At 68.8% G+C, this 24457-nt stretch carries 25 protein-coding genes; 18 read left to right on the top strand and 7 right to left on the bottom strand.

Annotated features, from left to right (window positions below):
- Positions 1 to 188 precede the first annotated feature (188 nt).
- The 4 genes from Q8W67_RS08505 to Q8W67_RS08520 form a co-directional block, all read right to left on the bottom strand.
- Positions 189 to 1181: a nickel/cobalt transporter gene (locus tag Q8W67_RS08505; protein ID WP_305543682.1), complete on the bottom strand. Its 993-nt coding sequence runs from the start codon at positions 1179 to 1181 to the stop codon at positions 189 to 191.
- Positions 1172 to 1846, bottom strand: a complete 675-nt coding sequence (locus tag Q8W67_RS08510) for a DUF1007 family protein (protein WP_305543685.1) — start codon at positions 1844 to 1846, stop codon at positions 1172 to 1174. The genes Q8W67_RS08505 and Q8W67_RS08510 overlap by 10 nt, the downstream gene beginning before the upstream one ends.
- Positions 1847 to 1955: 109 nt before the next feature.
- Entirely contained in the window at positions 1956 to 2867 is a 912-nt protein-coding gene (locus Q8W67_RS08515) for an amino acid ABC transporter substrate-binding protein (RefSeq protein WP_305543688.1), read from the bottom strand.
- A 28-nt stretch (positions 2868 to 2895) separates the two neighbouring features.
- Positions 2896 to 4176 (bottom strand): dicarboxylate/amino acid:cation symporter, encoded by a 1281-nt coding sequence (locus Q8W67_RS08520; protein ID WP_305543691.1) that lies wholly within the window; start codon positions 4174 to 4176, stop codon positions 2896 to 2898.
- Positions 4177 to 4421: 245 nt separating this feature from the next.
- Here Q8W67_RS08520 and Q8W67_RS08525 point away from each other — a divergent pair, with 245 nt between their 5' ends.
- From Q8W67_RS08525 to Q8W67_RS08570, 10 genes are all read left to right on the top strand, one after another.
- Positions 4422 to 5339, top strand: a complete 918-nt coding sequence (locus Q8W67_RS08525) for a branched-chain amino acid ABC transporter permease (protein WP_305543694.1) — start codon at positions 4422 to 4424, stop codon at positions 5337 to 5339.
- The gene (gene livM / locus Q8W67_RS08530) at positions 5339 to 6748 is read left to right on the top strand and encodes a high-affinity branched-chain amino acid ABC transporter permease LivM (protein WP_305543697.1); all 1410 of its coding nucleotides are present in this window, start codon (positions 5339 to 5341) and stop codon (positions 6746 to 6748) included. The genes Q8W67_RS08525 and livM overlap by 1 nt, the downstream gene beginning before the upstream one ends.
- Positions 6748 to 7677, top strand: coding sequence for an ABC transporter ATP-binding protein (locus Q8W67_RS08535; protein WP_305543700.1), 930 nt, complete (start codon positions 6748 to 6750; stop codon positions 7675 to 7677). The genes livM and Q8W67_RS08535 overlap by 1 nt, the downstream gene beginning before the upstream one ends.
- On the top strand, positions 7674 to 8471 hold the full coding sequence (locus tag Q8W67_RS08540) for an ABC transporter ATP-binding protein (RefSeq protein WP_305543702.1): 798 nt from the start codon (positions 7674 to 7676) through the stop codon (positions 8469 to 8471). The genes Q8W67_RS08535 and Q8W67_RS08540 overlap by 4 nt, the downstream gene beginning before the upstream one ends.
- A gap of 5 nt (positions 8472 to 8476) precedes the next feature.
- Positions 8477 to 8845 carry a DUF6867 family protein gene (locus Q8W67_RS08545; protein WP_305544168.1) on the top strand — a complete coding sequence of 123 codons (369 nt, stop codon included), beginning with the start codon at positions 8477 to 8479 and terminating at the stop codon, positions 8843 to 8845.
- A 49-nt stretch (positions 8846 to 8894) separates the two neighbouring features.
- Positions 8895 to 10016, top strand: coding sequence for a branched-chain amino acid ABC transporter substrate-binding protein (locus tag Q8W67_RS08550; RefSeq protein ID WP_305543705.1), 1122 nt, complete (start codon positions 8895 to 8897; stop codon positions 10014 to 10016).
- A 386-nt stretch (positions 10017 to 10402) separates the two neighbouring features.
- Positions 10403 to 11326 (top strand): amino acid ABC transporter substrate-binding protein, encoded by a 924-nt coding sequence (locus tag Q8W67_RS08555; protein WP_305543708.1) that lies wholly within the window; start codon positions 10403 to 10405, stop codon positions 11324 to 11326.
- Positions 11327 to 11404: 78 nt separating this feature from the next.
- Positions 11405 to 12127 (top strand): amino acid ABC transporter permease, encoded by a 723-nt coding sequence (locus Q8W67_RS08560; protein WP_305543711.1) that lies wholly within the window; start codon positions 11405 to 11407, stop codon positions 12125 to 12127.
- Between the two features lie 60 nt (positions 12128 to 12187).
- Positions 12188 to 12880, top strand: a complete 693-nt coding sequence (locus Q8W67_RS08565) for an amino acid ABC transporter permease (RefSeq protein ID WP_305543714.1) — start codon at positions 12188 to 12190, stop codon at positions 12878 to 12880.
- 152 nt (positions 12881 to 13032) lie between these two features.
- On the top strand, positions 13033 to 13761 hold the full coding sequence (locus tag Q8W67_RS08570) for an amino acid ABC transporter ATP-binding protein (RefSeq protein ID WP_305544171.1): 729 nt from the start codon (positions 13033 to 13035) through the stop codon (positions 13759 to 13761).
- Positions 13762 to 13886: 125 nt separating this feature from the next.
- Here the strand turns inward: Q8W67_RS08570 and Q8W67_RS08575 are convergent, their stop codons facing one another.
- The gene (locus Q8W67_RS08575; protein WP_305543717.1) at positions 13887 to 14906 is read right to left on the bottom strand and encodes a gamma carbonic anhydrase family protein; all 1020 of its coding nucleotides are present in this window, start codon (positions 14904 to 14906) and stop codon (positions 13887 to 13889) included.
- A gap of 201 nt (positions 14907 to 15107) precedes the next feature.
- On the opposite strand from Q8W67_RS08575, the gene Q8W67_RS08580 reads away from it, so the two are divergent.
- Together Q8W67_RS08580 and Q8W67_RS08585 are read left to right on the top strand one after the other, a co-directional pair.
- A complete protein-coding gene (locus tag Q8W67_RS08580; protein ID WP_305543720.1) occupies positions 15108 to 15575 on the top strand; it encodes a molybdenum cofactor biosynthesis protein MoaE in 468 nt (155 codons plus the stop codon).
- Positions 15576 to 15822: 247 nt separating this feature from the next.
- Complete coding sequence (locus Q8W67_RS08585) at positions 15823 to 16968, top strand: AI-2E family transporter (RefSeq protein ID WP_305543723.1); 1146 nt, start codon at positions 15823 to 15825, stop codon at positions 16966 to 16968.
- 49 nt (positions 16969 to 17017) lie between these two features.
- On the opposite strand, the gene Q8W67_RS08590 is transcribed toward Q8W67_RS08585, so the two are convergent.
- Positions 17018 to 18250, bottom strand: coding sequence for an amidase (locus tag Q8W67_RS08590; protein WP_305543726.1), 1233 nt, complete (start codon positions 18248 to 18250; stop codon positions 17018 to 17020).
- Between the two features lie 112 nt (positions 18251 to 18362).
- Between Q8W67_RS08590 and Q8W67_RS08595 the strand changes: the two genes are divergently transcribed.
- The 6 genes from Q8W67_RS08595 (at position 18363) to Q8W67_RS08620 (ending at position 23689) form a co-directional block, all read left to right on the top strand.
- Positions 18363 to 19352 carry an extensin family protein gene (locus tag Q8W67_RS08595; protein WP_305543729.1) on the top strand — a complete coding sequence of 330 codons (990 nt, stop codon included), beginning with the start codon at positions 18363 to 18365 and terminating at the stop codon, positions 19350 to 19352.
- Positions 19353 to 19521: 169 nt separating this feature from the next.
- On the top strand, positions 19522 to 19983 hold the full coding sequence (locus Q8W67_RS08600; protein ID WP_305543732.1) for a hypothetical protein: 462 nt from the start codon (positions 19522 to 19524) through the stop codon (positions 19981 to 19983).
- 2 nt (positions 19984 to 19985) lie between these two features.
- The gene (locus Q8W67_RS08605; RefSeq protein ID WP_305543734.1) at positions 19986 to 20648 is read left to right on the top strand and encodes a ribonuclease T2; all 663 of its coding nucleotides are present in this window, start codon (positions 19986 to 19988) and stop codon (positions 20646 to 20648) included.
- A gap of 66 nt (positions 20649 to 20714) precedes the next feature.
- Positions 20715 to 21563, top strand: coding sequence for a 23S rRNA (adenine(2030)-N(6))-methyltransferase RlmJ (locus Q8W67_RS08610; RefSeq protein WP_305543737.1), 849 nt, complete (start codon positions 20715 to 20717; stop codon positions 21561 to 21563).
- Positions 21564 to 21787: 224 nt separating this feature from the next.
- A complete protein-coding gene (locus Q8W67_RS08615; protein ID WP_305543740.1) occupies positions 21788 to 23056 on the top strand; it encodes an outer membrane beta-barrel protein in 1269 nt (422 codons plus the stop codon).
- A gap of 294 nt (positions 23057 to 23350) precedes the next feature.
- The gene (locus Q8W67_RS08620; protein WP_305543743.1) at positions 23351 to 23689 is read left to right on the top strand and encodes a hypothetical protein; all 339 of its coding nucleotides are present in this window, start codon (positions 23351 to 23353) and stop codon (positions 23687 to 23689) included.
- 44 nt (positions 23690 to 23733) lie between these two features.
- Here the strand turns inward: Q8W67_RS08620 and Q8W67_RS08625 are convergent, their stop codons facing one another.
- Positions 23734 to 24300: a GNAT family N-acetyltransferase gene (locus Q8W67_RS08625; RefSeq protein ID WP_305543746.1), complete on the bottom strand. Its 567-nt coding sequence runs from the start codon at positions 24298 to 24300 to the stop codon at positions 23734 to 23736.
- Between the last annotated feature and the right edge of the window lie 157 nt (positions 24301 to 24457).

Consider the following 24457-nt stretch of genomic DNA (forward strand, 5'->3'; position numbering starts at 1 on the left):
CAGCGTGACACGGCACGGGCCCGCTGGCGAGACCGTCTGCGCGGAGGACGGCGATTCCTTGCGCAGCGCGTTCCGGAACGGGTTTCCAGAGGGCACGAAGCGCTTTGACAGGGTCCGGGACGGGGTCACGGGGTTCGCGCGGCGCCGCCCCGGACCGGCGAAAGGTCTCGGGCCTTGAAAGGCCATTCCTAGCCGCCGACACCCAGCGCGAGGCCCGACAGCATCACGACGCCGAGTACCAGCACGAAGGCACCGGCCAGCAGCTCCAGGCCGCCGATCACCAGCCAACCCGCCTGGCCCCGGCCGCCCGCGAGGCGCAGGGCCGCGCGCTTGGCGAAGACCGCCAGGCAGGCCAGCGCCGTCGTGGTGACCGCCGTGCCGAGGGCCATCGCCAGGACCGCCAGGATCCCTGCGCCCGGCACGCCCTGCGAGATCGCGAAGACCAGGACCAGCACCGCCCCGGCGCAGGGGCGCGAGCCCGCCGCCAGGACCACGCCGGCCCGCTCGCGCCACGAATCCAGGGCATCGATCGCGCCGGCATCGGGCAGATGGGCACAGCCGGGCCCGCAGCCCGCCCCGAGCAGGGCGAGGCGCCCGGCCTTGCGCCACGTCAGCGCCAGCCCGACCACGGCGACGAGCGCGAAGCTCACGGTCTCGATCAGGGTCCCGGCCCGGGTCACGCCCGAAGCGGTGGCGTTCAGCAACACGGTGCCGATCCCGACGATCGCCGCGGCGACGAGGGCCTGGAGCAGGGCCGCGCAGGCGCTCAGCGCGCAGCCACGCCGCAGCGCCCGCTCACCCGCCAGGATGTAGCCTGCGATCACCGCCTTGCCGTGGCCGGGGCCGGCGGCGTGAAACACGCCGTACGCGAAGGCGAAACCGATCAGCGGTGCCCAGGCGCCCCCGCCCTTCAGCGCCACGACCGCGGCGTTGAGGCTGCGTGAGAAGCTCGCCTGCAACGCCAGGATGACGCCGCCGAGGCCGGTGGAGGCCGGGGCCGCCTCCCGGAACCCGATGCCGAAGGGCGAGCGCGCCGGCGGTGCGGCGATCCCGGGTGCGATCAGCCACGCGATCCCGGCGGCCGCGAGGGCGGCCAGCACGATGGCGGCGACCATGAGCCCCAGGCGAAGCCCGAGCCGCCCGAACCGCGGCGGCGCATCGAGGCCGACCCCTACGGACACGCGACCAGGATCCGGCTGGCGAACTGCACGCCGTAGGTCGAGGCGGCGGTGAGCGCCTCGAAGAAGGCCTCCGTCATGCCCGGCGCTCCGGTCTCGGCGGTCTTCGGCTGCTCCGTCTTCGGGCGGGTGACGGTGGCGGCGCAGCCCTGCGGCGCGCCCGCCAGCGTGGCCGCGTCGGTGCCCTCCGCAAAGGAGAAGGCGACGAAGTAGGTCGGGTCGTAGACCTCCAGGGCGGCGACGCCCCTGCCCTGCTGGACCGGGGCCTTCAGGGGCAGCAGGAAGCTCAGGACCAGGGCCTTGTCCTCCATGCGCATCGTCGGCTCCTTCGGGTCGGCGAAGGCCTGCTCCTTGCCGCCGACCTTCAGCTTGGTGAAGTAGCCGAACTCGGCGAGGTTCGCGGTGTTCTCGGCCGCGAGCCCGGCCAGCTCGTCCGGCGTTAGCGTGCCGTCCTTGTTGGTATCGAGCCCCTGCGTGACGAAGGCCGTGTATTCGGGGTCGAAGCTCCAAGTGTCGCGCACGCCGACGAGCTTACCGGACTCATAGACGAGCTGAGCCTTTGCGCTGACCCAGACATGCGGATGCGCGGACGCCGCCGTGGCAGCCAAGCCGAGCCCGGCGGCCAGCAGGCGGACAACGGCTCTGGGGACATACGCGGCGATCGGCATGGGGCGGAGGCACGCTCGCGGCGGAGGGGAGGAACGGACGCGTGGTCCCTTCCTCATCCACGCGTTTGGCAAAAGCGAGGCGTCGGCCTGTGCCGGTTGCCCGGACCGGTCACTCCTGCGCGTCCAGGCCCATCAGCTGGAAGCTCGTCCGCAGGTCGTTCGACATCGGGATGTTCAGGCGCTCGCCGTTAGGCAGTCGCTTGAGGAACCACCGCTCGTAGGTCCAGCGCAACGCCCGCGACTCGGCCAGCCGCGTGAAGGTCTGGGTCACGACCGCGGCGAGTTCGGGATCATCCTTGCGGAACATGATGCCGTAGGGCTCGTAGGAGAGCTTGTCCGGCAGCACCGTGTAGTCGGTTCCGTCCTGGCCGTCGGTGGCGATCAGCCCGTAGAGCAGCACGTCGTCGGTGGCGAAGGCGTCCGCGCGGCCGGCCTTCACCATCGTGTAGGAGGCCGCGTGGTCGGGCGCCGTCACGACCTGCGCCTGGATCCTGAGCTTGGCGAGCAGGTCGCGCACGGCCTTCTCGTTGGTGGTGCCGGCGGTGACGACCACGGTCTTGCCGCCGAGGTCCCGGTAGGAGGCGATGGCGGACCCTCGCTTCACCAGCAGCTGCGTGGCGCTGATGTAGTCCACCGGCGAGAAGGCGACCTGCCTGCGCCGCTCGGCATTGGCGGTGGTCGAGCCGCATTCGAGGTCGATCCGGCCCGAGGTCACCGCCGGGATCCGGGTCTCCGCGGTCACCGGCGCGTAGCGGATCTTTACCGGCCTGCCGATCGCAGCCTGGATGTCGTCGGCGATCTCGCCGCAGAGGTCGATGGCGTAGCCGATCGCCCGGGGCGTACCGTCCGGATGTTGGCCTTCCACGAACGAGAACGGCACCGAGCTCTCGCGATAGCCGAGCACGATCTCGCCGCGCTCGGCCACGCTCTTCAGCGTGCCGGTGAGCAGCTCGACCGCCCCGGCGGGACGCGGCGCGGCCGCCAAGGCCAGGAGCAACACCGCACCGAACCGCATCGCCATGACCGTTCTCCGAATGCCCGCCCCCGCGCTACTCGGCGGGCGAAGGCAGGGTGCCGACGTGGTCGAGGCGCTGGTCTGAGGCGGTGAGCTGGCCCTCCCACTTGGCGACCGCCACGGTCGCGACGCTGTTGCCCAGAACGTTGGTCGCCGAGCGGCCCATGTCTAGGAACTGGTCGATGCCGATGATCAGCAGCAGCCCCGCCTCCGGGATGTTGAACTGCGCCAGCGTGGCCGAGATCACCACCAGCGAGGCGCGCGGCACGCCGGCCATGCCCTTCGAGGTGACCATCAGCAGGAACAGCATCGTGAGCTGCTGGCCCCAGGTCAGCGGGATGTTGTAGGCCTGGGCGATGAACATCACCGCGAAGGTGCAGTACATCATCGAGCCGTCGAGGTTGAACGAGTAGCCCATCGGCAGCACGAACGAGGTGATGCGGTTGGGCACGCCGAACTTCTCGAGGTTGGTCAGCATTTTCGGATAGGCCGCCTCGCTCGACGCGGTCGAGAAGGCCAGCACGAAGGGCTCCTTGATCAGGTTGAACAGCCGCACGATGCCGCCGCCGCCGAGCATCAGGAAGCCGACCCCCATCAGAAGCATCCAGAGGACGCCGAGCCCGGCATAGAACTCGATCAGGAACTTGCCGTAGGTGACGAGGACGCCGATGCCCTGCGTGGTGATCGTCGCGGCGATCGCCGCGAACACCGCCACGGGGGCGAACAGCATCACGTAGCCCGTCACCTTGAGCATGACGTCGGCCAGGCCCTCGATCCCCTGGGCCAGGAGGTGGCCCTTTTCGCCGAGCGCCGCCAAGGCCACGCCGAAGAAGATCGAGAAGACCACGATCTGCAGGATCTCGTTGTTGGCCATGGCCTCCACGGCGCTCTTCGGCACCAAGTGGGCGACGAACTCCTTGAGCGACAGCGAGGCCGCCTTCAGGCCCGTGCCGGCCCCGACATCGGGCAGCGGCAGGTTCAGGTTGTGACCCGGCTGCATCAGGTTGACCAGAATCAGGCCCAGCATCAGCGAGCAGAACGAGGCGCCGACGAACCACAGCAGCGCCTTGCCGCCGACTCGGCCGACCGAGGCGGTGTCGCCGAGATGCGCGATGCCGACCACCAGCGTCGAGAACACCAGCGGCGCGATGATCATCTTGATCAGCCTCAGGAAAATGTCCGAGATCAGCGCGATGTAGCCGGCGATCTCCTTAGCCGTCTGCGGGTCCGGCCAAGTGATGCTGCACGCGTAGCCCACAGCGATCCCCAGCAGCATGCCGACGAAAATCAAGGTCGTGAGCCGTGAACCCGACATCGGTACTGCTCCTCGCCGCCGACCGGGATGGCCGAGCACTAATTTTCGTTAACGTGAAGCACGAACTACGCCATACGCAAGCCCGTTCGTGGCGCGTTACTGAGTTGCCCGACTGTTTTCTCGGGACGTTCGCGCGGCATTGAAACCTGTGGCCGGCCGGCCGCGGCTGCGGTACGGGACTTGCTCTGCCGCCCTGCCTGGGGCTTTCTCAGGGTGGATTAAGAAACCCGCGCCCGCGAGAGTACATGGACGTCTTCGTACAGCAGTTGATCAACGGGCTGACGCTCGGCTCGATCTATGGTCTGATCGCGATCGGATACACGATGGTGTTCGGAATTATCGGGATGGTGAACTTCGCCCATGGCGATGTGTTCATGGTGTCTTGCTTCATCGCGCTGATCACCTTCCTGCTGCTGACGACCTGGCTCGGGATCAGCTCGATCGCGCTCGCCTTTCTCGTCGTTCTCGTGGTTGCCATGGTGCTCACTGCCCTTTGGGGCTGGGCGATCGAGCGCATCGCCTATCGGCCGCTGCGCGGCTCGTTCCGGCTGGCGCCGCTGATTTCGGCGATCGGCGTGTCGATCTTCCTGTCGAATTTCGTGCAGGTGGTTCAGGGCGCGCGCAACAAACCGACGCCGCCGATGCTGTCGGGCGGCATCACCCTGTTCGAGCGCGACGGCTACGCGGTGTTCCTGGCTTACAAGCAGTGCCTGATCATGGCGGTGACCGCCGTGCTGCTCACCGGCTTCTGGTACCTCGTGCAGCGCACCCCGTTCGGACGGGCTCAGCGCGCCTGCGAGCAGGACCGCAAGATGGCCGCGCTGCTCGGCATCGACGTCGACCGTACGATCTCGCTGACCTTCGTCCTCGGCGCCGCGCTGGCGGCCGTCGCGGGCGTCCTCTACCTCATGTACTACGGCGTCGTGTCCTTCTCGGACGGCTTCGTGCCGGGCGTGAAGGCCTTCACGGCGGCAGTTCTCGGCGGCATCGGCTCGCTTCCGGGCGCCGTGCTCGGCGGCCTGATCATCGGGCTGATCGAGACCTTCTGGTCGGCCTACTTCTCCATCGAGTACAAGGACGTCGCCGCGTTCTCGATCCTGGCCATCGTGCTGATCTTCATGCCCTCGGGCATCCTGGGCCGGCCGGAGGTCGAGAAGGTCTGATGGCCCATTCCAAGACCTCGATCTCCGATTCCGCGATCCTGGGATCCGCGATAGCCGGAATCCTGCGCGACGCCGCGCTCTACGCCCTCGTCGCCTTCGGCCTGTGCGTGCCGATCGTCAGCTACCGCACGGAGCCCGGTCCCGGCAGTGACCTCCTGCTCGTACCGCGCTGGGGCTTGGTGGCATCCCTCTGCGCGGCGATCTTCGTCGCCCGCATCCTCCAGCGCGTCGTGCTGCTGCGCCGGGATGCCCGCCGCGCGCTGACGCCCTCACCGGCCCAGGCCACCGAGGCCGTCCACGGCGAGCCCGATGCGGGCCAGAAGACCTCCAAGGTCGGCCTCCGGCTGTTCATCGGCATCGCCCTGACCCTGCCGCTGATCGCCGCGCTGGCCACCGGCGGCCTGTCCTCGGCCCGCTACTGGATCGATCTCGGCATCCTGATCCTGACCTACGTGATGCTCGGCTGGGGCCTCAACATCGTGGTCGGCTTGGCGGGGCTGCTCGATCTCGGCTACGTCGCCTTCTACGCGGTCGGGGCCTATTCCTATGCCCTTCTGTCGACCACCTTCGGCCTGTCGTTCTGGGTCTGCCTGCCGCTCGCGGGCCTGTTCGCCGGCCTGTGGGGGATGCTGCTCGGCTTTCCGGTCCTGCGCCTGCGCGGCGACTACCTCGCCATCGTCACGCTGGCCTTCGGCGAGATCATCCGGCTGGTGCTGATCAACTGGACCGACGTCACCGGGGGCGGTGCCGGCATCTCGTCGATCCCGCGCGCCACCTTCTTCGGGATCCCCTTCAGCGCGGGTGAGGACGGCTTTGCCGCCCGGTTCGGCATCCCGTACGATTCGATGCACCGGCTCGTGTTCCTGTACTACCTCATCCTCGGGCTGGCGCTGTTCACCAACTTCGTCACCCTGCGCCTGCGCCGCCTGCCGATCGGGCGGGCCTGGGAGGCGCTGCGCGAGGACGAGATCGCCTGCCGGTCGCTCGGCATCGACACGACGGCGACCAAGCTCACGGCTTTCGCCCTGGGGGCAGCGTTCGGCGGCATCGCCGGCTCGTTCTTCGCCGTACGCCAGGGTTTCATCAGCCCCGAGAGCTTCAACTTCCTGGAGAGCGCCATCATCCTGGCGATCGTGGTGCTGGGCGGCATGGGCAGCCAGGTCGGCGTCGCGATCGCCGCGGTGGCCATGGTCGGCGGGCCGGAGATGCTGCGCAACCTCGGCTTCCTCAAGGCCGTGTTCGGCGAGGGCTTCGACCCCAACGAGTACCGCCTGCTGCTGTTCGGACTCGCCATGGTGGCGATGATGGTCTGGCGACCCCGCGGCCTGATCTCCGTGCGCCTGCCGTCAGTGTCGCTCGGCGAGCGCCGTGCCGTCTCGGGCGCCCATGTGAGCGAGGGGCACGGCTGATGGCGGTTCAACCGGGATCCCGGGCGCAGGCTCAGCCCCTCGCCCCGCCGGTGCTCGCCGTCGAGCACCTGACCATGCGGTTCGGCGGCCTGACCGCCGTCTCCGACCTGTCCTTCGAGGCCCGGCGCGGCGACATCACCGCCCTGATCGGCCCGAACGGGGCCGGGAAGACCACGGTGTTCAACTGCATCACCGGCTTCTACAAGCCGACCGAGGGCATGCTGACGCTCGCTCATGCCGACGGCACGACGCATCTCCTCGAGCGGCTGCCGAACCATGCGGTCAACCGCACCGCCCGGGTTGCGCGGACCTTCCAGAACATCCGCTTGTTCCAGGGCATGACGGTGCTGGAGAACCTACTGGTCGCCCAGCACAAGCCGCTGATGCGCGCCTCGGGCTATACCGTCCTCGGGCTCCTCGGCCTGAAAGGCTATCGGGACGCGCAAGGAGCGGCGATCGAGCGGGCCAAGGCCTGGCTCCACCGGATCGACCTGATGGCGCGGGCCGACGATCCCGCGGGCGCCCTGCCCTACGGCGCGCAGCGGCGGCTGGAGATCGCCCGGGCGATGTGCACCGATCCGGTGCTGCTCTGCCTCGACGAGCCGGCGGCCGGCCTCAACCCGCGCGAATCGGCTGAGCTCAACGCCCTCCTGCGCCACATCCGCGACGCGCACGACACCTCGGTGCTCCTGATCGAGCACGACATGTCGGTGGTGATGGAGATCTCGGACCACGTCGTGGTGCTCGACTACGGCGTGAAGATCGCCGACGGCAGCCCGGCCGAGGTGCGGGCGGACCCGAAGGTGATCGCCGCCTATCTCGGCGTCGAGGACGAGGAGGTGGAGGCGGTGGAAGCCGAGGTCGGCATCAGCGTGCCGCACGGGGACGGCACGCCGTCGAGCACGATCCATACGGAGGCGCCGGTATGAGCGTGGCCGGCATCAACGTCCTGGTCGAGGAGACCCGGGCGATCCAGGCGGGCGGCAAGCCTCCGCTCCTCGCGGTGCGCGACGTGTCCACCTACTACGGCAGCGTCGCCGCCCTCAGGGGGGTCGACCTCGACGTGGCCGAGGGCGAGATCGTCACGCTGATCGGCGCCAACGGGGCCGGCAAGTCGACCCTGATGATGACGATCTTCGGCAGCCCCCAGGCGCGCTCCGGCACGATCACCTATGACGGGCGCGACATCACCCGGCTGCCGACCCACGCCATCGCGCGGCTCGGCGTCGCCCAGTCGCCGGAGGGCCGCCGGGTCTTCCCGCGCATGAGCGTCTACGAGAACCTCCAGATGGGCGCCTCGCTGCACGGCGAGCGCCACTTCGCGGAGGATCTCGAGAAGGTCTGCCACCTGTTCCCGCGGGTGAAGGAGCGCCTGCACCAGCGGGCCGGCACCATGTCCGGGGGCGAGCAGCAGATGCTCGCCATCGCCCGGGCCCTGATGAGCCGTCCGCGCCTGCTGCTCCTCGACGAGCCGTCGCTGGGCCTCGCGCCGCTGGTGGTGAAGGGCATCTTCGACGCGATCCGGGAGCTGAACCGCACCGACGGGATGACGATCTTCCTAGTCGAACAGAACGCCTATCACGCCCTGAAGCTCGCGCACCGCGGCTACGTGCTGGTCAACGGCCGCGTCACGATGAGCGGGACCGGGCGCGCGCTGCTCGACGATCCGAACGTCAAGGCCGCCTATCTGGAAGGGGGCCATACCGGCCCGGTCGGGGCGTGAGCATGCTGCAAGGCTTTCTGTACGAAGAGGAATCGGCCTGGCTGTTCCTATTCGTGACCGTGTTGATGGGCGGCTGGGCCGGCTGGATGGCCGCCCGTGCGGTCGCCCGCGGCTGGCGGCCGTTCTGGCAATGCGCGCTGGCCCTGCTCCTCGTGGCGGCGGCGGTGCGCTTCATCCATTTCGCGCTGTTTTCCGGGACACTTGTCTCGCTGCACTACTATGCGGTCGACGCGATCGTGGTCATGATCATAGGCGCGGCGGGCTTTCGATTCACGCGCACGCGCCAGATGACGAGCCAGTATCGCTGGCTCTACGAGAAGACCTCACCGCTGACATGGCGCGCACGCACGCCCGTGGCGGAAGAGGTCCGATGAGGTCGCCCGGATCCGCACCTGCGGACCTAACCACATGGGGAATTTCGCGATGAAGTCGATTTTGCTGGCCGGGCTCGCCCTGGGTGCGATGATCGCGGCGGCGCAGGCTGCCGAGGTCAAGCTCGGCATCGCCGCGCCGATCACGGGCAACAGCGCCGCCATCGGAGCGCAGCTCAAGAACGGCGCGAGCCAGGCCGCCGAGGACCTCAACAAGGCCGGCACGGTCAAGGGTACGACCTTCACGGTCACGGTCGGCGACGACGCTTCCGACCCGAAGCAGGGCGTCTCGGTGGCCAACAAGTTCGCCAGCGACGGGGTGAAGATTGTCGTCGGCGATTACAATTCCGGCGTGTCGATCCCGGCCTCCGACGTCTATCTCGACGCCGGCATCATCCAGGTCACCCCGGCCTCGACGAACGTGAAGTTCACCGAGCGCGGGATGTGGAACACGTTCCGCACCTGCGGCCGCGACGACCAGCAGGGCACGGTGGCGGGCACGTATCTCGCCGAGCACTTCAAGGGCAAGAAGATCGCCTTCGTCCACGACAAGACCCCCTACGGCAAGGGCCTGGCCGAGGAGACCCTGAAGGCGCTCAAGGCCAAGGGCGGCAAGGAGGTTCTGCTCGAGGGCATCAATCCGGGCGAGAAGGACTATTCGGCACTGGTCTCCAAGCTGAAATCAGCCAACATCGACGTGGTCTATTACGGCGGTTACTACACCGAGGCCGGGCTGATCCTGCGCCAGATGCGCGACCAGGGCCTGAAGGCGCCGATGATGGGCGGTGACGGCATGGTCGACCGCGAGCTGGTGGCGATCGCCGGCCCAGCCGCCGAAGGAACGCTGACGACGTTCCCGCCGGATGCCCGCAAGAACCCGAACGCCAAGGCGGCGCTCGCTGCGTTCAAGGCCAAGGGCATCGATCCCGAGGGCTACACGCTCTACTCGTACGCGGCGGTGCAGGTGCTCGCCAAGGCGATGGCCGAGACCGGCTCCAGCGACGGCAAGAAGCTCGCCGACTGGCTGCACCAGGGCAAGAGCATCGACACCGTGGTCGGGCCGATCGCCTACGACAAGAAGGGCGACATCACGCGGCCGGACTACGTCATGTACGAGTGGAAGAAGGGCGCAGACGGCAAGATCGACTACGCCGGCAACGAACTGACGAAGTAGCCCGCACCGCCGTCCGGCCGCCGCCGTCCCGCATGCGATCGTGCGGGGCGGCGGTGCCATTTCCGACGCGGCGGAAACGTCAGCCTTATCCATCGTTCCGTGCACCTCACCCCGTGCGTACGCCCAAGAACTGTGCATGATGCCGGAGGCGCGAGCGAGCAGACCGGCTCGGCGTGTCGGAGGAATGCCGAATGGGAGCGGCGGGAACCGCGTCCGCGGACGGTCGAACGACCATTGCCGTTCTCTTTCCGTATCGGGCCGCGGTTGTGGCTGGCGTATCGCCCCCCTCCCGGCACCATCATTGCAGAGGCGTCGCCCGAGCGGGCAGGCCCGAGCGCCCAGCCGCCAGCCGACACCGTTCGGCCCGATCCAGGAGTTCCGTACCGATGCAGTCTGATATCGCTCGCCGTGGCCTCGCCGCGGCGCTCGGCCTGAGCCTCGCCCTGGCCCCCGTGAGCCTGCGCGCCGAGGAACTGACCGGCACCCTCAAGAAGGTGAAGGACAGCGGCGCCATCACCATCGGCTACCGCGACGCCTCCGTGCCGTTCTCCTATCTCGGCGGCGACCAGAAGCCGGTCGGGTACGCGCTCGACATCTGCTACAAGATCGCTGACGCCGTGAAGGCCAATCTCGGCCTGTCCAAGCTCGACGTGAAGCTCAACCCGGTCACCTCCGCCACCCGTATCCCGCTGATGGCCAATGGGACGATCGACCTCGAATGCGGCTCGACCACGAACAATGCCGAGCGCGAGAAGCAGGTGGGCTTCACCAACTCCCATTTCCTGACCGCGACCCGCTTCGTCTCGAAGAAGTCGGCCAACCTGCACACGATCGAGGATCTGAAGGGCAAGACCGTGGTCTCGACCTCGGGCACCACGAACATCAAGCAGATCAACGAGGCCAATACCGAGAAGAAGCTCGGCCTGACGATCCTGCCGGCCAAGGACCACGCCGAGGCGTTCCTGATGGTGGAGACCGGCCGCGCCGCCGCCTTCGTGATGGACGACGTGCTGCTCGCCTCGCTGGTCGCCTCCTCGAAGGACCCGTCCGCCTACGAGATCTCCACAGAGGCGCTGTCGAAGCCCGAGCCCTACGGAATCATGCTGCGCAAGGACGACCCGGCCTTCAAGAAGGTTGCCGACGAGGCGACCGCAAAGCTCTACACGAGCCCGGAGGGCAAGGCGCTCTACGATACCTGGTTCACGAAACCGATCCCGCCGCGCAACATCAACCTCAACCTGCCGATGAGCGCGGAGATGAAGAAGCAGTTCACGACGCCGATCGCGAGCCCCGATCCAGCGGCCTACTGAGACGCGTCCATCGATGATGCGCACCGCGGGCCCGGTCCTGCGGTGCACATTTTATAGGATCACGGCAGAAGTGGCGCGATGAACTACAACTGGAACTGGCGGATCTTCTTCGACGCGTCGCCGGAGGGCACCGGCACGTATCTCGACATGCTGCTCTCCGGGCTCATGTGGACGATCGCGACCGCGCTCTCATCCTGGTTCATCGCGTTCTTCCTCGGCTCCCTGATCGGGGTGATGCGCACCCTGCCGTCGAAAGCCGCGAACGCGATCGGCACGGCCTATGTCGAGGTGTTCCGCAACGTGCCGCTGCTCGTGCAGATGTTCCTCTGGTACTTCGTGCTTCCGGAGGTCGTGCCGGTGCGATTCGGCGACGCGATCAAGCAGATGCCCGACGCGCCCTTCTACACGGCGGTGGTGTGCCTGGGCTTCTTCACCGCCTCGCGGGTGGCCGAACAGGTGCGCGCCGGCATCCAGTCGCTGCCGCGCGGCCAGGGCATGGCCGGCACCGCGATGGGCTTCACGGTCTTCCAGACCTACCGCTACGTGCTGCTGCCGAACGCCTACCGGATCATCCTGCCGCCGATGACCTCGGAATTCCTGAACAACCTCAAGAATACCTCCGTTGCACTGACCATCGGCCTCCTGGAACTGACCGCCCGGGCCCGTTCGATGCAGGAATTCTCCTTCCAGGTGTTCGAGGCGTTCACCGCGGCAACACTGCTTTACGTGATCATCAACCTCATCGTCGTCACCGCGGCGACCTACCTGGAGCGCGCGGTGGCGATCCCCGGCCAGCGCTGAACCGCCACCGACCCACGATTTCCCGATCCGCCGGCGCACGGCCACCGCGAACAGGCCCCGATGCTCTCGAACTTCGACTTCAACGTCATCCTCTCGTCGCTGCCCTACCTGTTCGGGCAGGGCATGGTCTTCACCGTGACCCTGACCGCCATGGCGGCCGCGGGCGGCGTGGCGATCGGCACCCTTCTGGCGATGGCGCGGCTGTCGAGCGTGCCTGGCCTGAGCCATGTCGCCAAGGGCTATGTCGAACTGTGCCGCTCGCTGCCGCTCGTGCTGGTGATCTTCTGGTTCTACTTCCTGGTGCCCTATATCGGCGCCTACATGACCGGGGCCTCGACCCCGATCCAGGTGGGCGCCTTCCCGTCGGCGCTGATCACCTTCACCGCCTTCGAGGCGGCCTACTTCTCCGAGATCATGCGCGCGGGCATCCAGTCGATCCCGAAGGGCCAGTCCGGGGCCGCCTACGCGCTCGGCATGAATTACTGGCAGGCGATGGCCAACGTCATCCTGCCCCAGGCCTTCCGCAACATGCTGCCGCTGCTGCTGACCCAGACGATCGTCCTGTTCCAGGACACTTCGCTGGTCTACGTGCTCTCGCTCACCGATTTCATGGGCGCAGCCTCGAAGGTGGCGCAGCGCGACGGCCGCCTGGTCGAGATGTATGTCTTCGCCGCCGTCGTCTATTTTGCGATCTGCTTCTCGGCCTCGTTCCTGGTGCGCCGCCTCCAGCGCCGCGTGGCCATCATCCGCTGACCGACACTGGAGTCCGCGCCATGACCTCGACCCCGATGCCGGCCCCGTCCGTCACCGAACCCGTGGCCGATGCCGGCCACGCCCCGCGCGACCCCGGGTTGCAGCCGGGCAGTCTCGTCTCGGGCGCGCCCGCTCTGGGCCCCGGCGAGACGATGATCGCCATCGACAACATCAGCAAATGGTACGGCGAATTCCAGGTGCTGACGAACTGCAGCACCAAGGTCGCCAAGGGCGAGGTCGTGGTGGTCTGCGGCCCATCGGGCTCGGGCAAGTCGACCCTGATCAAGTGCGTGAACGCCCTCGAGCCGTTCCAGAAGGGCCAGATCACGGTGGCGGGCACCAGGGTCGCCGACAAGGCGACCAACCTGCCCAAGCTCCGCGCCCGGGTCGGCATGGTGTTCCAGCATTTCGAGCTGTTCCCGCACCTGTCGATCACCGAGAACCTCACCATCGCCCAGCGCAAGGTTCTGGGACGCAGCGCCGAGGACGCGAAGAAGCGCGGTCTCGACCTGCTCGCCCGGGTCGGACTGGGCGCCCATGCCGACAAGTTTCCGGGCCAGCTCTCCGGCGGCCAGCAGCAGCGCGTGGCCATCGCCCGGGCGCTGGCGATGAACCCGGTGGTGATGCTGTTCGACGAGCCGACCTCGGCGCTCGACCCGGAGATGGTCGGCGAGGTGCTGGACGTGATGGTGGAACTCGCCAAGGAAGGCATGACCATGATGGTCGTGACCCACGAGATGGGCTTCGCCCGCAAGGTCGCCGACCGTGTGATCTTCATGGACCGCGGCGAGATCGTCGAGGATGCCAAGAAGGAGGACTTCTTCGGCAGCCCCCGGTCCGAGCGCGCCCAGACCTTCCTGTCGAAGATCCTGCAGCACTAGTTTTCGATAAGGCCTCGCCAAAGGGGTCGAGCCCCAGGCTGACGCGCGGCCCCCCACCCCCACTGCGGGGCCGTCAGAGGGCGGCGCTGCTTCATGGGTCCGGCGGCCATCGGCCCGGCGCGCCGCTAGGCCAATCCCTCCTGGGCGGCCCGGTACTCCCGGCCGTGCCGGCAATAGCCCTCGACGATGCGGATCATCATCGCGCGCTTCTCGGCATCGAGGGCGGAAAGGATCCGGGCCGGGCGGCCGCCCCAGAGATAGCCGGCCTCCAGCATCTGCCCCGGATCGGTGGTGGCGCCCGCCGCCAACATGACGTCGTCGGCGATCAGCGTACCCGGAGCGATCGTGGCGCCGATGCCGATCAGCGCGCGTGCGCCGATCCGGCAATCGGCGATCCGGACGTTGTGGGCGATCGTCGTGTCACGCCCGATCACCACGCCCTCGGCTCGGGTGCGGATTGCGGTGTTGTCCTGGATGTTGGTGTCGGCCCCGACCACGATCGGCCCGACCTCGGCGTTCAGGTCGCAACAGAACAACACGCTGGCGCCCGCGCCGAGGCTGACCCGGCCGCGCAGGCGGGCGGTGCGGGCCACGAACACGCTGTCCTCGACTTCCGGGAGGGCGCCGGGTTCCGTGGCCGATCCGTCGCCCATCCGCTCGCGCAGGCGCTCGGCGCGCTCGGCGACCTCGTCCGGACCGATCGCGCGGTTCGCGCGCGCGGGAGTGCCGCCATAGGCGTAACCACCGGGCAGCTTCGTCCTCGGGAAAACCGTCGACCCAGCCTCGATCACCGCACCGTCGCCAATCTCGGCCCCGTCGAGGATCACCACGTCGTCCTCGATTACGACGTCGCAGCCGACTGTGCAGGCGTGCACGACGCTGTTGCGCCCGACCGTGACGCGGTCGCCCACCTGCGTGCCGTGCGTGCGCGTGGCGATGTGCACCGTCGAGCGATGGCCGAGCCAGAACCGGTCCCCGAGGCTGATGCTCTGCCCGTCGGCGCGGATCACCGCCGCGTCGCCGATCCAGGCCTGTGCGCCGATGCGGGCCGCGCCGATCACCGTGCTGCCGCGACCGCACCAGACGGGGCGGCTCGCGAAGTCCGGCAGGACACCCTCGTAGGGCAGGATCAGGTCGGGGGTCACGCGGTCATCCTTCTCCACCGGCGGCCGCAGCGCCCGCGACGATCCGGAGGATCTCGAAAGCTGCATCGATCGCCAGTCGTGTCGGCCTGTGCTCGCATCGGACCTGCGGCGAACGCGGCAGACCGTGCCATATAGGGGCGCGGCCGGGAGTGACAGGCGTGGGACAGGCCCGCGCCGCCCGGGGACCCGTTGGACCGGAGCATGAGCGCGCCCGCCCCGAGCGTCGGCATTCAGGCCGAACCCTTCGACACCGCCGCCGAGATCGCCCGGGTGAGCGCCGAACTCGGCGGCCGGGCCGGCGCGGTCGTCACCTTCACGGGCCTGTGTCGCGACGAGGCCGGCCGGCTGGCGGCGCTCGAGCTCGAACATTATCCCGGCATGGCCGAAGCCGAGATCCTCCGGGTCGCCGAGGAGGCCGTCGCCCGCTGGCCCCTCCAGGCCCTGCGGGTGATCCATCGGCACGGGCGCGTGTCGCCGGGCGACGGCATCGTGCTGGTGGTGACCGCCTCCAGCCACCGGGTCGCGGCCTTCGAGGCGGCGAGCTTTCTGATGGACTACCTCAAGACCCGCGCGCCGTTCTGGAAGCGCGAGCACCTCGCCGACGGCACCACCGGCGGCTGGGTCGAGGCGGCCGCGCATGACGACGCGGCGGCTGACCGTTGGGGCTGAGAACACCCTACAGATTCGCCGTCAGCAGGACCGCTACGACCCCTCCGGCGAAAGCGATGCGGGGGCGGACTGCGCTGCCGAGCGGGTCCCCGCTCCAGATCCTCCGGCCGGGCCCGAGGGCGTCGGTGCGGGTCCCGCTGTGCCCGCGTGCGGGTTCCGCTGGATGCGCCGCGCACAAGGATGGTCGGCGCCGCACTTGACCGCGACTGGCCCGCGGCGTTCGTGAACCCGCGGTGCAGGAGCGAAGATGACGGACGGTAAACTTCGGGATTTGGACGGCCCGGTCGGGCCCTGGCGCGGAACCTTGCCGCTCGCGGCCTCCGGGATCGCCGTCGTCTGCTTCGTGGCGGCGCTGGCGCTCGCCTGGATGTCGGTGGGCACGCTCCTGCTGATCTTCGCCGGCGTGCTGCTCGGTGTGTTCCTGGATGGCCTGACCCGGGGGCTCGGCCACGTCCTGCCCCTGCCCCGGGCCCTGCGGCTGACGATCGCCAGCCTCGCGGTCGCCGCCGCCGTGGTGGGGTTCGGGACCTATGGCGGCGCGACTATCGTGCAGCAGGGGCGCGACCTCGGCACCACGATCAAGGATCAGGCCGGCACCGTGTCGGGCTGGCTCTCCGAGCGCGGCATCGACGTGCCGAGCCTCGCGCCCCAGGGGGGGCGCAAGAACGGCGCCTCCGAGCCCGGACAGAAGGAGGGCGGCCTCGGCGGCCTCGCCAACGGTCTGCTCAAGGGCGGCGGCTCGATCGTCTCGGACGCCGGCAGCGTCCTCGGGCCCGCGGCAGCCGTCATCCTCGGGCTGTTCGACGCGCTCGGCAACGTCCTGGTGATCGCCTTCCTGGGCCTCGCCTTCGCGGCCGACCCGAAGGCTTACCGCGACGGGGCGCTGCGGTTCGTGCCGCCGAAGAAGCGGTGGCGCGCCGCCCAGGTCCTCGACGGGGCGGGCGAGACCCTGCGGCACTGGCTGTTCGGCCAGATCATCATCATGGCGGTGATCTTCGTCTGCACGTGGGCCGGGCTCGCCTTCCTGGGGATCGGCGGCGCGCTGATCCTCGGGCTCCAGGCGGGGCTGCTCGCCTTCGTGCCGACAGTAGGGCCCTTGGTGGCGGGCCTCGTGATCATCCTGGCCGCCCTGGCCTCGGGCACCAAGGCCGTCATCGGCGCGACAGGCGTCTATCTGGCGGTGCAGTGCCTCGAGAGCTATGGCCTGACGCCGTTCATCCAGAAGCGGGCGCTGGACATTCCGCCGGCCACGATCTTCGCCGGCCAGCTCGTCCTCGGCGTGATCTTCGGCCTGTGGGGCATCGCCCTGGCGCTGCCGCTGATGGCGGTGATCAAGGTTCTGCTGGAGCAGCTCTACGTGGAGGACACCCTGCACGAGCAGCCCAGCGCGTGACAGGACGCCGAGGGGATGAGTCCCCTCGGCCGGGCTGAGCCGGCTCCCGTCAGCTGCGCAGCGCGTATTCGATCATCCTGGCCACCGCCAGCGCCCGCCCGTCGTCGCCGAAGCGGCCGATCACCTGCACGCCCACCGGCAGGCGGTCGCCCGGCACCGGCACGTTCACGCAAGGTACGCCCATCAGCGTCCAGAGCTGATTGAAGCGCGGGTCGCCCGTGAAGGCCAGCGTCGCGGGGGCCGGGCCCGGGGCCGAGAAGGTCAGGATCGCGTCGTAATCCGCGAACACCCCCTTGAGCACGCGGCGCGCGTGATGGCCATGGCGGCGGGCATCGTCGTATTCGGCGGGGCTGATTCCGTCGCCCACATCGAGGTGCTCGCGGACCCGCGGCGGCAGCGCATCGCGATGGGCGTCGTATTCCCAGGCGAGCGCCAGTCGGCCCTCGTAGTTCTGGATGAACCGGTGGCGTTCCCAGGCCTGCGCCAGCTCCGGCGGCAGCGCGAGGTCGGTCACCCGTGCGCCGGCCCGCTCGGCCGCCCGCCGCGCCCGCATCAGCGCGGACTCGGCTTCCGGCTCCGGCGGCTCGGCGAAGTCCTGCCGGACGAGGCCGATGCGCGGGGCGGACGCCGCCTCGGCCCGGTCGATCTCCGGGCGGCCGGTCACCAGCGCCAGGGCGTGGGCGACGTCGGCGACACCGGCGGCGAACAGGCCGACCGTGTCGAGCGCCCAGGAATAAGTCTTTACCCCGACGGTCGGGATCAGCCGGAACGACGGCTTGACCGCCGCACAGCCGCAATAGCTCGCGGGCCGGATCACCGAGCCCGCGGTCTGGGTGCCGAGCGCCAGGGGCAGCAGCCCCGCGCCCACCGCGGCGGCCGAGCCGGCCGATGAACCGCCCGGGGTGTGTCCGGGATCGTGCGGATTGACCGTCCCGGTCGGGTCACTGCTCGCGAAGGCCGTGGTGGTGGTCTTGGCCAGCGCCACGGCGCCGAGGCGCTTCAGCCGCGCCACCACCGCCGCGTCGCCCCGGGGGCGCCAGCCCTCGTAGATCGACGAGCCCATCTGGGTCGGCAGGCCCGCGCTGTCGATGATGTCCTTCACACCGACCGCGATGCCGGCGAGCGGCCCGGCTTCGGGGATGGCCGCCGCCTCGTCCATCGCGACCAGCGCGCGCAACTCCGGCTCCCGCGCGGCGATCGCCGCGCGGCATAGATCGATCGCGCCCGCGGGCGTCAGGGTGCCGGCTTCGATGCGGGCGCGGAGGTCGAGGAGAGAAAGCATTTTGCATTCAGTCCGCGGTCGGGGGCCGCTGTCAACCGGGGTGCCACAGGGCGCGGCATTCCGGAAACGGCGTTGACGAACGCTTTACGGGACCGTGCGCATCGTCCGGGTCATGTGGCGTGGCGTATCCGTGTTCTCCGCCCTGGCGCTGTTCGGCGCTGGGCTTACCGCTTGCTCGATCAACCATTTCGAGCGGCGAGACCCGTGGCGCGACCAGGCGGAGCAGGTCTGCCTGGCCAAGAAGCTCGTGCAGCCGACCGAGTTCATCACGCCGATCGCAGCCATGGACGGGCCAGGCCCGTGCGGCATGCAACAGCCCTTCCGGGTGACGCGGCTTGCCGGCGGCACGGTGGTGATGAAGCAGCGGATGACGCTGGGTTGCCCCGCCCTCGCGGAGGCCGAGGCCTGGCTCGCCGACACGATCCAGCCCGCCGCCAACCTGTACTTCGGCGTGCCGGTGGCCGAGATCAACGCCGGCTCGTATTCCTGCCGCGGGCGCAACAACCAGCCGGGCGCCAAGCTCTCCGAGCACGGCTTCGGAAACGCCGTGGACGTCATGTCGTTCAAGCTCGCCGACGGCCACGTGATTACCGTGAAGGGCGGCTGGCGCGGCACCGAGGCCGAGCAGGGTTTTCTGCGCGAGGTGTTTCTCGGCGCCTGCCAGCGTTTCAGCACTGTGCTGGCGCCGGGCTCGAACGTGTTCCATTACGACCACATCCACGTCGACCTGGCGCGGCACGACCCGCGCGGGCTGAAGCGGATCTGTCAGCCGCTGATCAAGTTCACGCCGCAACTCGGGACCGGCGCCGAGCGGCCCCTGTCGCGCCCGCTGCCGCCGCCCCGCCAGCCGGCCGCCCCGCAGGCGCCCCTGGATGTCGAGGAGGACGATCCCTACGGCCTCACGCCGATGTCGAAGGCCGCGAGCCCGACCCAGGTCGCCCGCGCCCCGGCCCGCGTCCCTGCAGCTTCGGCCTACGCCTCCGCGCCGCCGGTCCGGCCGCCGCCGCGAGTCGCTACGGCCATGCCGGAGGAGCCGGGGCCTGAATACGACGAGCCGCTGCAACTCGGGGCGCCCCCGCCGAGCACCGGGCCGATCTACTGAGCCGCGAGCGTCCGCTTGACGCGGGCTCGTGAGCGTCGCCGGTCAGTGTAGCCGCAGCGCCGCACCGCCCGGCTAAAGTGCCCCCGCCGGCCATCGAGAGCTTGACTGGCGCACTGGCCGGGCCATCGTCTCGCGCATGCAGGACCGCACCCCCGCCGAGGCACGCGCCATGCGCTCGATCCTTCACGGCTTCGCCCTCGGGCTGGCACTCCTTTCCGTCGTGCAGCCGGCACTCGCCCGCTCCGCCCGGGAGGACATCGAACCCGCCGAGGAGCGGATCTTCCCGTTCGACGCGCAGATTCCCGGCTGCCAGGCCCCCGAGGTCTTGGAGCGGGTCTCGACGAATTTCGCCGAGAAGGAGGCGAAGTTCTGGAACTCGTCGATGACCATCCGGTCGTTCGACACGATCGAGCGCACCGCCTGGCGCCCCTGGGGCCTCGACACCTATCCGCGCCGCTTCTGCACCGCCACCGTCACGACCTCGGACGGCGTGCGCCGCAAGGTCGACTACTCGGTGCGCGAGAGCCTCGGCATCATCGGGGCGACCTGGGGCGTTGAGTTCTGCGTCCACGGGCTCGACCGCGACCTCTCCTACGCCTACGCCACGGCCTGCCGGATGGCGCGCCCCTGACCATGCGCGTCCGGGCCGCCTGTTTCGCCGGCCTGCTGCTTGCGGGGCCGGCCTCCGCCCAGGATTACGGCGGCTTCGCCCGCAGGGGCGCGCCTGGCGAGTTCGATTTCTACGTGCTCTCCCTGTCGTGGTCTCCGACCTACTGCGCGGTCGCCGGTCAGCGCCGGGACGACGTGCAATGCACCCCCGGCCGCGGCCTCGGTTTCGTCGTGCACGGACTCTGGCCGCAATATGCCCAGGGCTACCCCCAGAACTGCTCCGCGGTGGAGCGCCAGCCGACCCGGCAAGCCATGGAGATGGCCGGGCAGGTCTATCCGAGCGAGGGCTTGGCCCGCCATGAGTGGCGCAGCCACGGCACCTGCTCCGGCCTCGACCCCGCCAGCTATTTCGCGGCCGCCCGCGACGCGCGCCTGGCCGTGACGATCCCGGACGGTCTCAAGGGCAATGGTCCTCCGCAGACGCTGGCGCCGATCGAGATCGCCCGGCAATTCGTGGCCGCCAACCGGGGCCTGCGCCCCGACATGATGGCGGTGACCTGCACGCGCGGACAGCTGCAGGAAGTCCGGATCTGCTTCGGCAAGGACCTGCGCGGCTTCACACCCTGCCCCGAGGTCGCCCGCGGCAATTGCCGCGCACCCGAGGTGACCCTCGACGCCGCCCGCTGACTTTTTTCGGCGTTTCCGCCGCGCCCGGCTGGACCCGGAGCGCGGGATCCGCTTGAGGGCGCTGTCATGAACTATCGGCACGCCTTCCACGCCGGCAACCACGCCGACGTCCTCAAGCACCTCGTGCTGGCACGGGTGCTCGCCCATCTACGGCTGAAGGACAAACCGTTCCGGGCGCTCGACGCCTTCGCGGGCCTCGGCGTCTATGACCTGGAAGCCGACGAGGCTGCCCGCACGGGCGAGTGGCGGGATGGCTGGGGCCGGATGGGCGACCCCTTCCCGCCTGAGATCGAGACGCTGCTGGCCCCCTATAGGGCCGCCGTGGCGGCGGTGCGGGATCGGTACGGCGCCACGGCCTATCCAGGCTCGCCCGCGGTGATCCGCGCGGCGTTGAGGCCCGGCGACAAGGGCGTGTTCGTGGAACTCCACCCGGCGGACGCCGCGATCCTGCACGGGCGCTACGAACGCGACCCTCGCACGAAGGTTCTGAGCCTCGACGGCTGGACCGCGGTCAACGCCCAGATCCCGCCTCCCGAGCGCCGCGGCCTCGTGCTGATCGACCCGCCTTACGAGGTCCCGGGCGAGATCGAGCGGCTCGGCGCCCACCTCGCCCGCGCGGTAGCGAAATGGCCGACCGGCATCTTCCTGGCCTGGTACCCGATCAAGGACAAGGCCGCGATCGATCGCATGGTCCGGGACCTCGACACCGCCCTGCTCAGGCCTGCGCTGCGCCTCGACTTGCTGATCGACCGGCCTGACGACCCGACGCGGCTCTGCGGCAGCGGGCTCATCGTGGTCAATCCGCCTTGGCGTCTCGCCGAGGAGGCAATGCTGTTCCTGCCGGCTCTGGCTCAACGCATGGCGCGCAATGAGTTCGGCGGTTTTCTGTGTGATCCGATCGGCCCCGCAGATTGATTCGCCACTACATCGGTATCGGAGCGAGGCAGTCGCGGATCGAGGAGAGAGGTCAGATCAGGGCTACTCACGGGATTGTGGCGGTAAAGTCACATTTCCTCGTCGATCCGCGCTCGCCGGTCTTGAATGACCAAAAAATGGGCAAGTGCCATTTGTTTGTTTTTGTGTCATTCGTGGGTCGGTGTCAGCTTGGCCGTCGACGAATTCCAAAGAGCTGCCACACCATGCTGAAGCGATCCACCCTGGCCGGCCTGGCCACCGTGCTGTTGTCCTCGACCAGCATCTTCGCGGCCGACATGCCGGCTGCGGCGCCCGTTCCTGCCCCGGCCGAACCTTGCAAGGCCACGCTGATCGGCCCGGCCTACAACGGGGTGATAAAGGCGAACCCGAACCCGACCTGCTTCGCGGTCGGTGGCCTCGGCGACCTCTACATCGGCGGCGCGCTCACCGGCTACGGCTACACGCAGAGCAATCCGTTCTCGTCGTTCTCGACCCCGGCGGCCCCTAACGACCGGGACCGGACCGCACGGTTCGACTTCACCAACCTGCAGGGCTGGGTGCAGAAGGCGGAAGGCACGTTCCAGTTCTTCATCCAGGGCGGCGGCTACGCGATCCCGCAGCTCGGTGTGCCCAACGTCAGCTCGATCACGCAGACCGACCTGCTGTTCACGCCTCTGCCGCTCGCCTTCGGCAAGATCCAGATCAACGACGCCTGGTCTATCCAGGGCGGCCGGATGCCGACCTTGATCGGCACGGAGGCGCCGTTCACCTTCCAGAATCTGAACATCAACCGCGGCCTGCTGTTCGTGCAGGAGAACGTGATCAACCAGGGCGTGCAGCTCAACTGGGCTGAAGGTCCGTGGTCGGCCTCGGTCGCCGGAACCGACGGGTTCTTCTCCGGCGAGATCACCTGGTTCACGGGCGCCGTCACCTACAAGATCGACGATTCGAACACGATCGGCGTCAACGGCGGCCTGAACCTCGGGCGGCAGAACGCCTTCGCGCAGAGTGCCCGCTACCAGTTCGCCACCCCGGGCTTCCAGCAGAACAGCGGCATCTTCGACATCAACTACACCTACTCGAACGGTCCGTGGATCATCAGCCCGTACTTCCAGTACACGAACGTCGAGCGTGATCCGCGCGCCGGCATCTTCACCAGTGCCTCAAGCTACGGCGGCGCGCTGCTGGCCTCTTACGCCTTCACCGACAACTTCGCTCTCGCAGGCCGCATCGAGTACGAGGAGCAGTCGGGCGTGCGCGGGTCCGGCACCACCAGCCTCCTGTACGGCGCAGGCAGCAACGCCTTCTCGATCACGGTTACGCCGACCTTCACGTTCGACCGCTACTTCCTCCGGCTCGAATACGCTCACGTCGAACTCGGCGGCATCACCCGCGGCAGCATCGCGGACGGGACACTGGGTAGCGGCTTCGGCCGCACCGGCAACCGCACCACGCAGGACCGCTACATGGTCGAGACCGGCATCACGTTCTGATCCGACGCTTCAGGTCGGCCCTCGGGCCGGGCCTGCATGAACCCCCGGGCCGGACCCGGGGGTTTTTTTGTGTTCGTCCTGAAGCTCGGTATTCGGATAAGGCTGCTTGTGTATAATCGCGAAAATATCGAATGTAAATATTCAATGCGCCAAATATAGAATTGCGCTTCCGGCATTTTTGATAGAATTAGAAAGTAAAACTGTTGGGGCGTGCGTTCGGAACTTGCAATATCGGCGGATCGCCATCTATCGTCCTTCGCCCGCCGCGAGCGGCACTGTTGAGGACGCGTCGGAATGGCATCGATCGAGGTTTTGTCTGCGACGCTGCGGAGTATCGCCGCGCCCGGCATGACGCCGAAGGCGCTGCGCGCCGCCGCCCATAAGCAGCACCCCGAGGCGTCCAGGAAGGACATCGTACACGCCGCCTTCTACGCCCTGACCGAGGTGGGTTCGCAGGATGGCAATGGAGTGGCCGAACTGCACGGCTTCGCTCTCGCCGAGCGTGTGTCCGAGGACGAGCCGCCCATCGCGGTCGGTGGCCCGCGCAAGAAGAAGCGGCGTCGGGTCAAGTCGGTCGAGGGTGTCAGGTCGGTCGAGCGTGCAAAGTCGGCGACGGCCGAAGCGGTGAATTGAGGGATCCGGCCGGGACCGGCGCCGGGCGGTTCGGTCGACCGTTCTCAGCGGCGCTCAAGCAGCCGCCGCCCTGGGCGGTGGCCGTCCTCGCCGGTGTCGCGGAATCCGAGCTTCTGCAGGAGGCCCCATGAGGCGATGTTGCTGGGCCTGCATTCCGCCACGATGGTCCGTGCCGGGAAGCGCCGGCCGAGAAGCCCGATGATCGCCGAGACCGCCTCGAACGCGAATCCGCGCCCACGCGCCGCCCCACCAATCCAATAGCCGATCTCGATCGCGCCGGGCCCGCGCAGATGCGTGCCCACGACGCCGACGAGTTCGGACGCCGCCTGAACCGCCTGCACCTCGGCGCCGGCCTGCGCCGCGTCCGTGCGGCGCGTCCAGGCGCCGAGGAAGCGGTCCTGGCCCCGCGACCCGCTGCGGATCAGGTCTTCGGCATCCCTCAGGGTGAAGGGCGTTGGCAGGAAGTCGACCGCAGCGGTGATCGCCGGGTCGTCGGTCAGCCTGCGCAGGTCCTGGGCGTCCTCCGACCGCAGGGCGGCGATCGAGAGGCGGGCCGTCTCGATCCCCGGCATGTCGGCGAGGCTGTCGCGTGCGACGCGGATGGTAAACATCTCCTCGATGTGGGGTGCCCTCCGAACCGGAAAAGGCACGTTTTCCCCCCGCCCGTCATCCCCCTCGCCGCCCGACGACCAAAACCACTGGGTGCAACGAGGCCGCGGACAGGCTGAACGGGAACGGTTGCTTAACCTGAATCCGTCTTCATTGGCG

The organism is Methylobacterium sp. NEAU K (assembly GCF_030700285.1).
Taxonomy (GTDB): domain Bacteria; phylum Pseudomonadota; class Alphaproteobacteria; order Rhizobiales; family Beijerinckiaceae; genus Methylobacterium.

Bases quoted from the DNA above. Each gene is read 5' to 3' on its own strand.
- Q8W67_RS08510 (WP_305543685.1), bottom strand. From the start codon at position 1,846: ATGCCGATCGCCGCGTATGTCCCCAGAGCCGTTGTCCGCCTGCTGGCC.
- Q8W67_RS08515 (WP_305543688.1), bottom strand. From the start codon at position 2,867: ATGGCGATGCGGTTCGGTGCGGTGTTGCTCCTGGCCTTGGCGGCCGCG.
- Q8W67_RS08520 (WP_305543691.1), bottom strand. From the start codon at position 4,176: ATGTCGGGTTCACGGCTCACGACCTTGATTTTCGTCGGCATGCTGCTG.
- Q8W67_RS08525 (WP_305543694.1), top strand. From the start codon at position 4,422: ATGGACGTCTTCGTACAGCAGTTGATCAACGGGCTGACGCTCGGCTCG.
- livM (WP_305543697.1), top strand. From the start codon at position 5,339: ATGGCCCATTCCAAGACCTCGATCTCCGATTCCGCGATCCTGGGATCC.
- Q8W67_RS08535 (WP_305543700.1), top strand. From the start codon at position 6,748: ATGGCGGTTCAACCGGGATCCCGGGCGCAGGCTCAGCCCCTCGCCCCG.
- Q8W67_RS08540 (WP_305543702.1), top strand. From the start codon at position 7,674: ATGAGCGTGGCCGGCATCAACGTCCTGGTCGAGGAGACCCGGGCGATC.
- Q8W67_RS08550 (WP_305543705.1), top strand. From the start codon at position 8,895: ATGAAGTCGATTTTGCTGGCCGGGCTCGCCCTGGGTGCGATGATCGCG.
- Q8W67_RS08555 (WP_305543708.1), top strand. From the start codon at position 10,403: ATGCAGTCTGATATCGCTCGCCGTGGCCTCGCCGCGGCGCTCGGCCTG.
- Q8W67_RS08560 (WP_305543711.1), top strand. From the start codon at position 11,405: ATGAACTACAACTGGAACTGGCGGATCTTCTTCGACGCGTCGCCGGAG.
- Q8W67_RS08565 (WP_305543714.1), top strand. From the start codon at position 12,188: ATGCTCTCGAACTTCGACTTCAACGTCATCCTCTCGTCGCTGCCCTAC.
- Q8W67_RS08570 (WP_305544171.1), top strand. From the start codon at position 13,033: ATGATCGCCATCGACAACATCAGCAAATGGTACGGCGAATTCCAGGTG.
- Q8W67_RS08580 (WP_305543720.1), top strand. From the start codon at position 15,108: ATGAGCGCGCCCGCCCCGAGCGTCGGCATTCAGGCCGAACCCTTCGAC.
- Q8W67_RS08585 (WP_305543723.1), top strand. From the start codon at position 15,823: ATGACGGACGGTAAACTTCGGGATTTGGACGGCCCGGTCGGGCCCTGG.
- Q8W67_RS08590 (WP_305543726.1), bottom strand. From the start codon at position 18,250: ATGCTTTCTCTCCTCGACCTCCGCGCCCGCATCGAAGCCGGCACCCTG.
- Q8W67_RS08595 (WP_305543729.1), top strand. From the start codon at position 18,363: ATGTGGCGTGGCGTATCCGTGTTCTCCGCCCTGGCGCTGTTCGGCGCT.
- Q8W67_RS08600 (WP_305543732.1), top strand. From the start codon at position 19,522: ATGCGCTCGATCCTTCACGGCTTCGCCCTCGGGCTGGCACTCCTTTCC.
- Q8W67_RS08605 (WP_305543734.1), top strand. From the start codon at position 19,986: ATGCGCGTCCGGGCCGCCTGTTTCGCCGGCCTGCTGCTTGCGGGGCCG.
- Q8W67_RS08610 (WP_305543737.1), top strand. From the start codon at position 20,715: ATGAACTATCGGCACGCCTTCCACGCCGGCAACCACGCCGACGTCCTC.
- Q8W67_RS08615 (WP_305543740.1), top strand. From the start codon at position 21,788: ATGCTGAAGCGATCCACCCTGGCCGGCCTGGCCACCGTGCTGTTGTCC.
- Q8W67_RS08620 (WP_305543743.1), top strand. From the start codon at position 23,351: ATGGCATCGATCGAGGTTTTGTCTGCGACGCTGCGGAGTATCGCCGCG.
- Q8W67_RS08625 (WP_305543746.1), bottom strand. From the start codon at position 24,300: ATGTTTACCATCCGCGTCGCACGCGACAGCCTCGCCGACATGCCGGGG.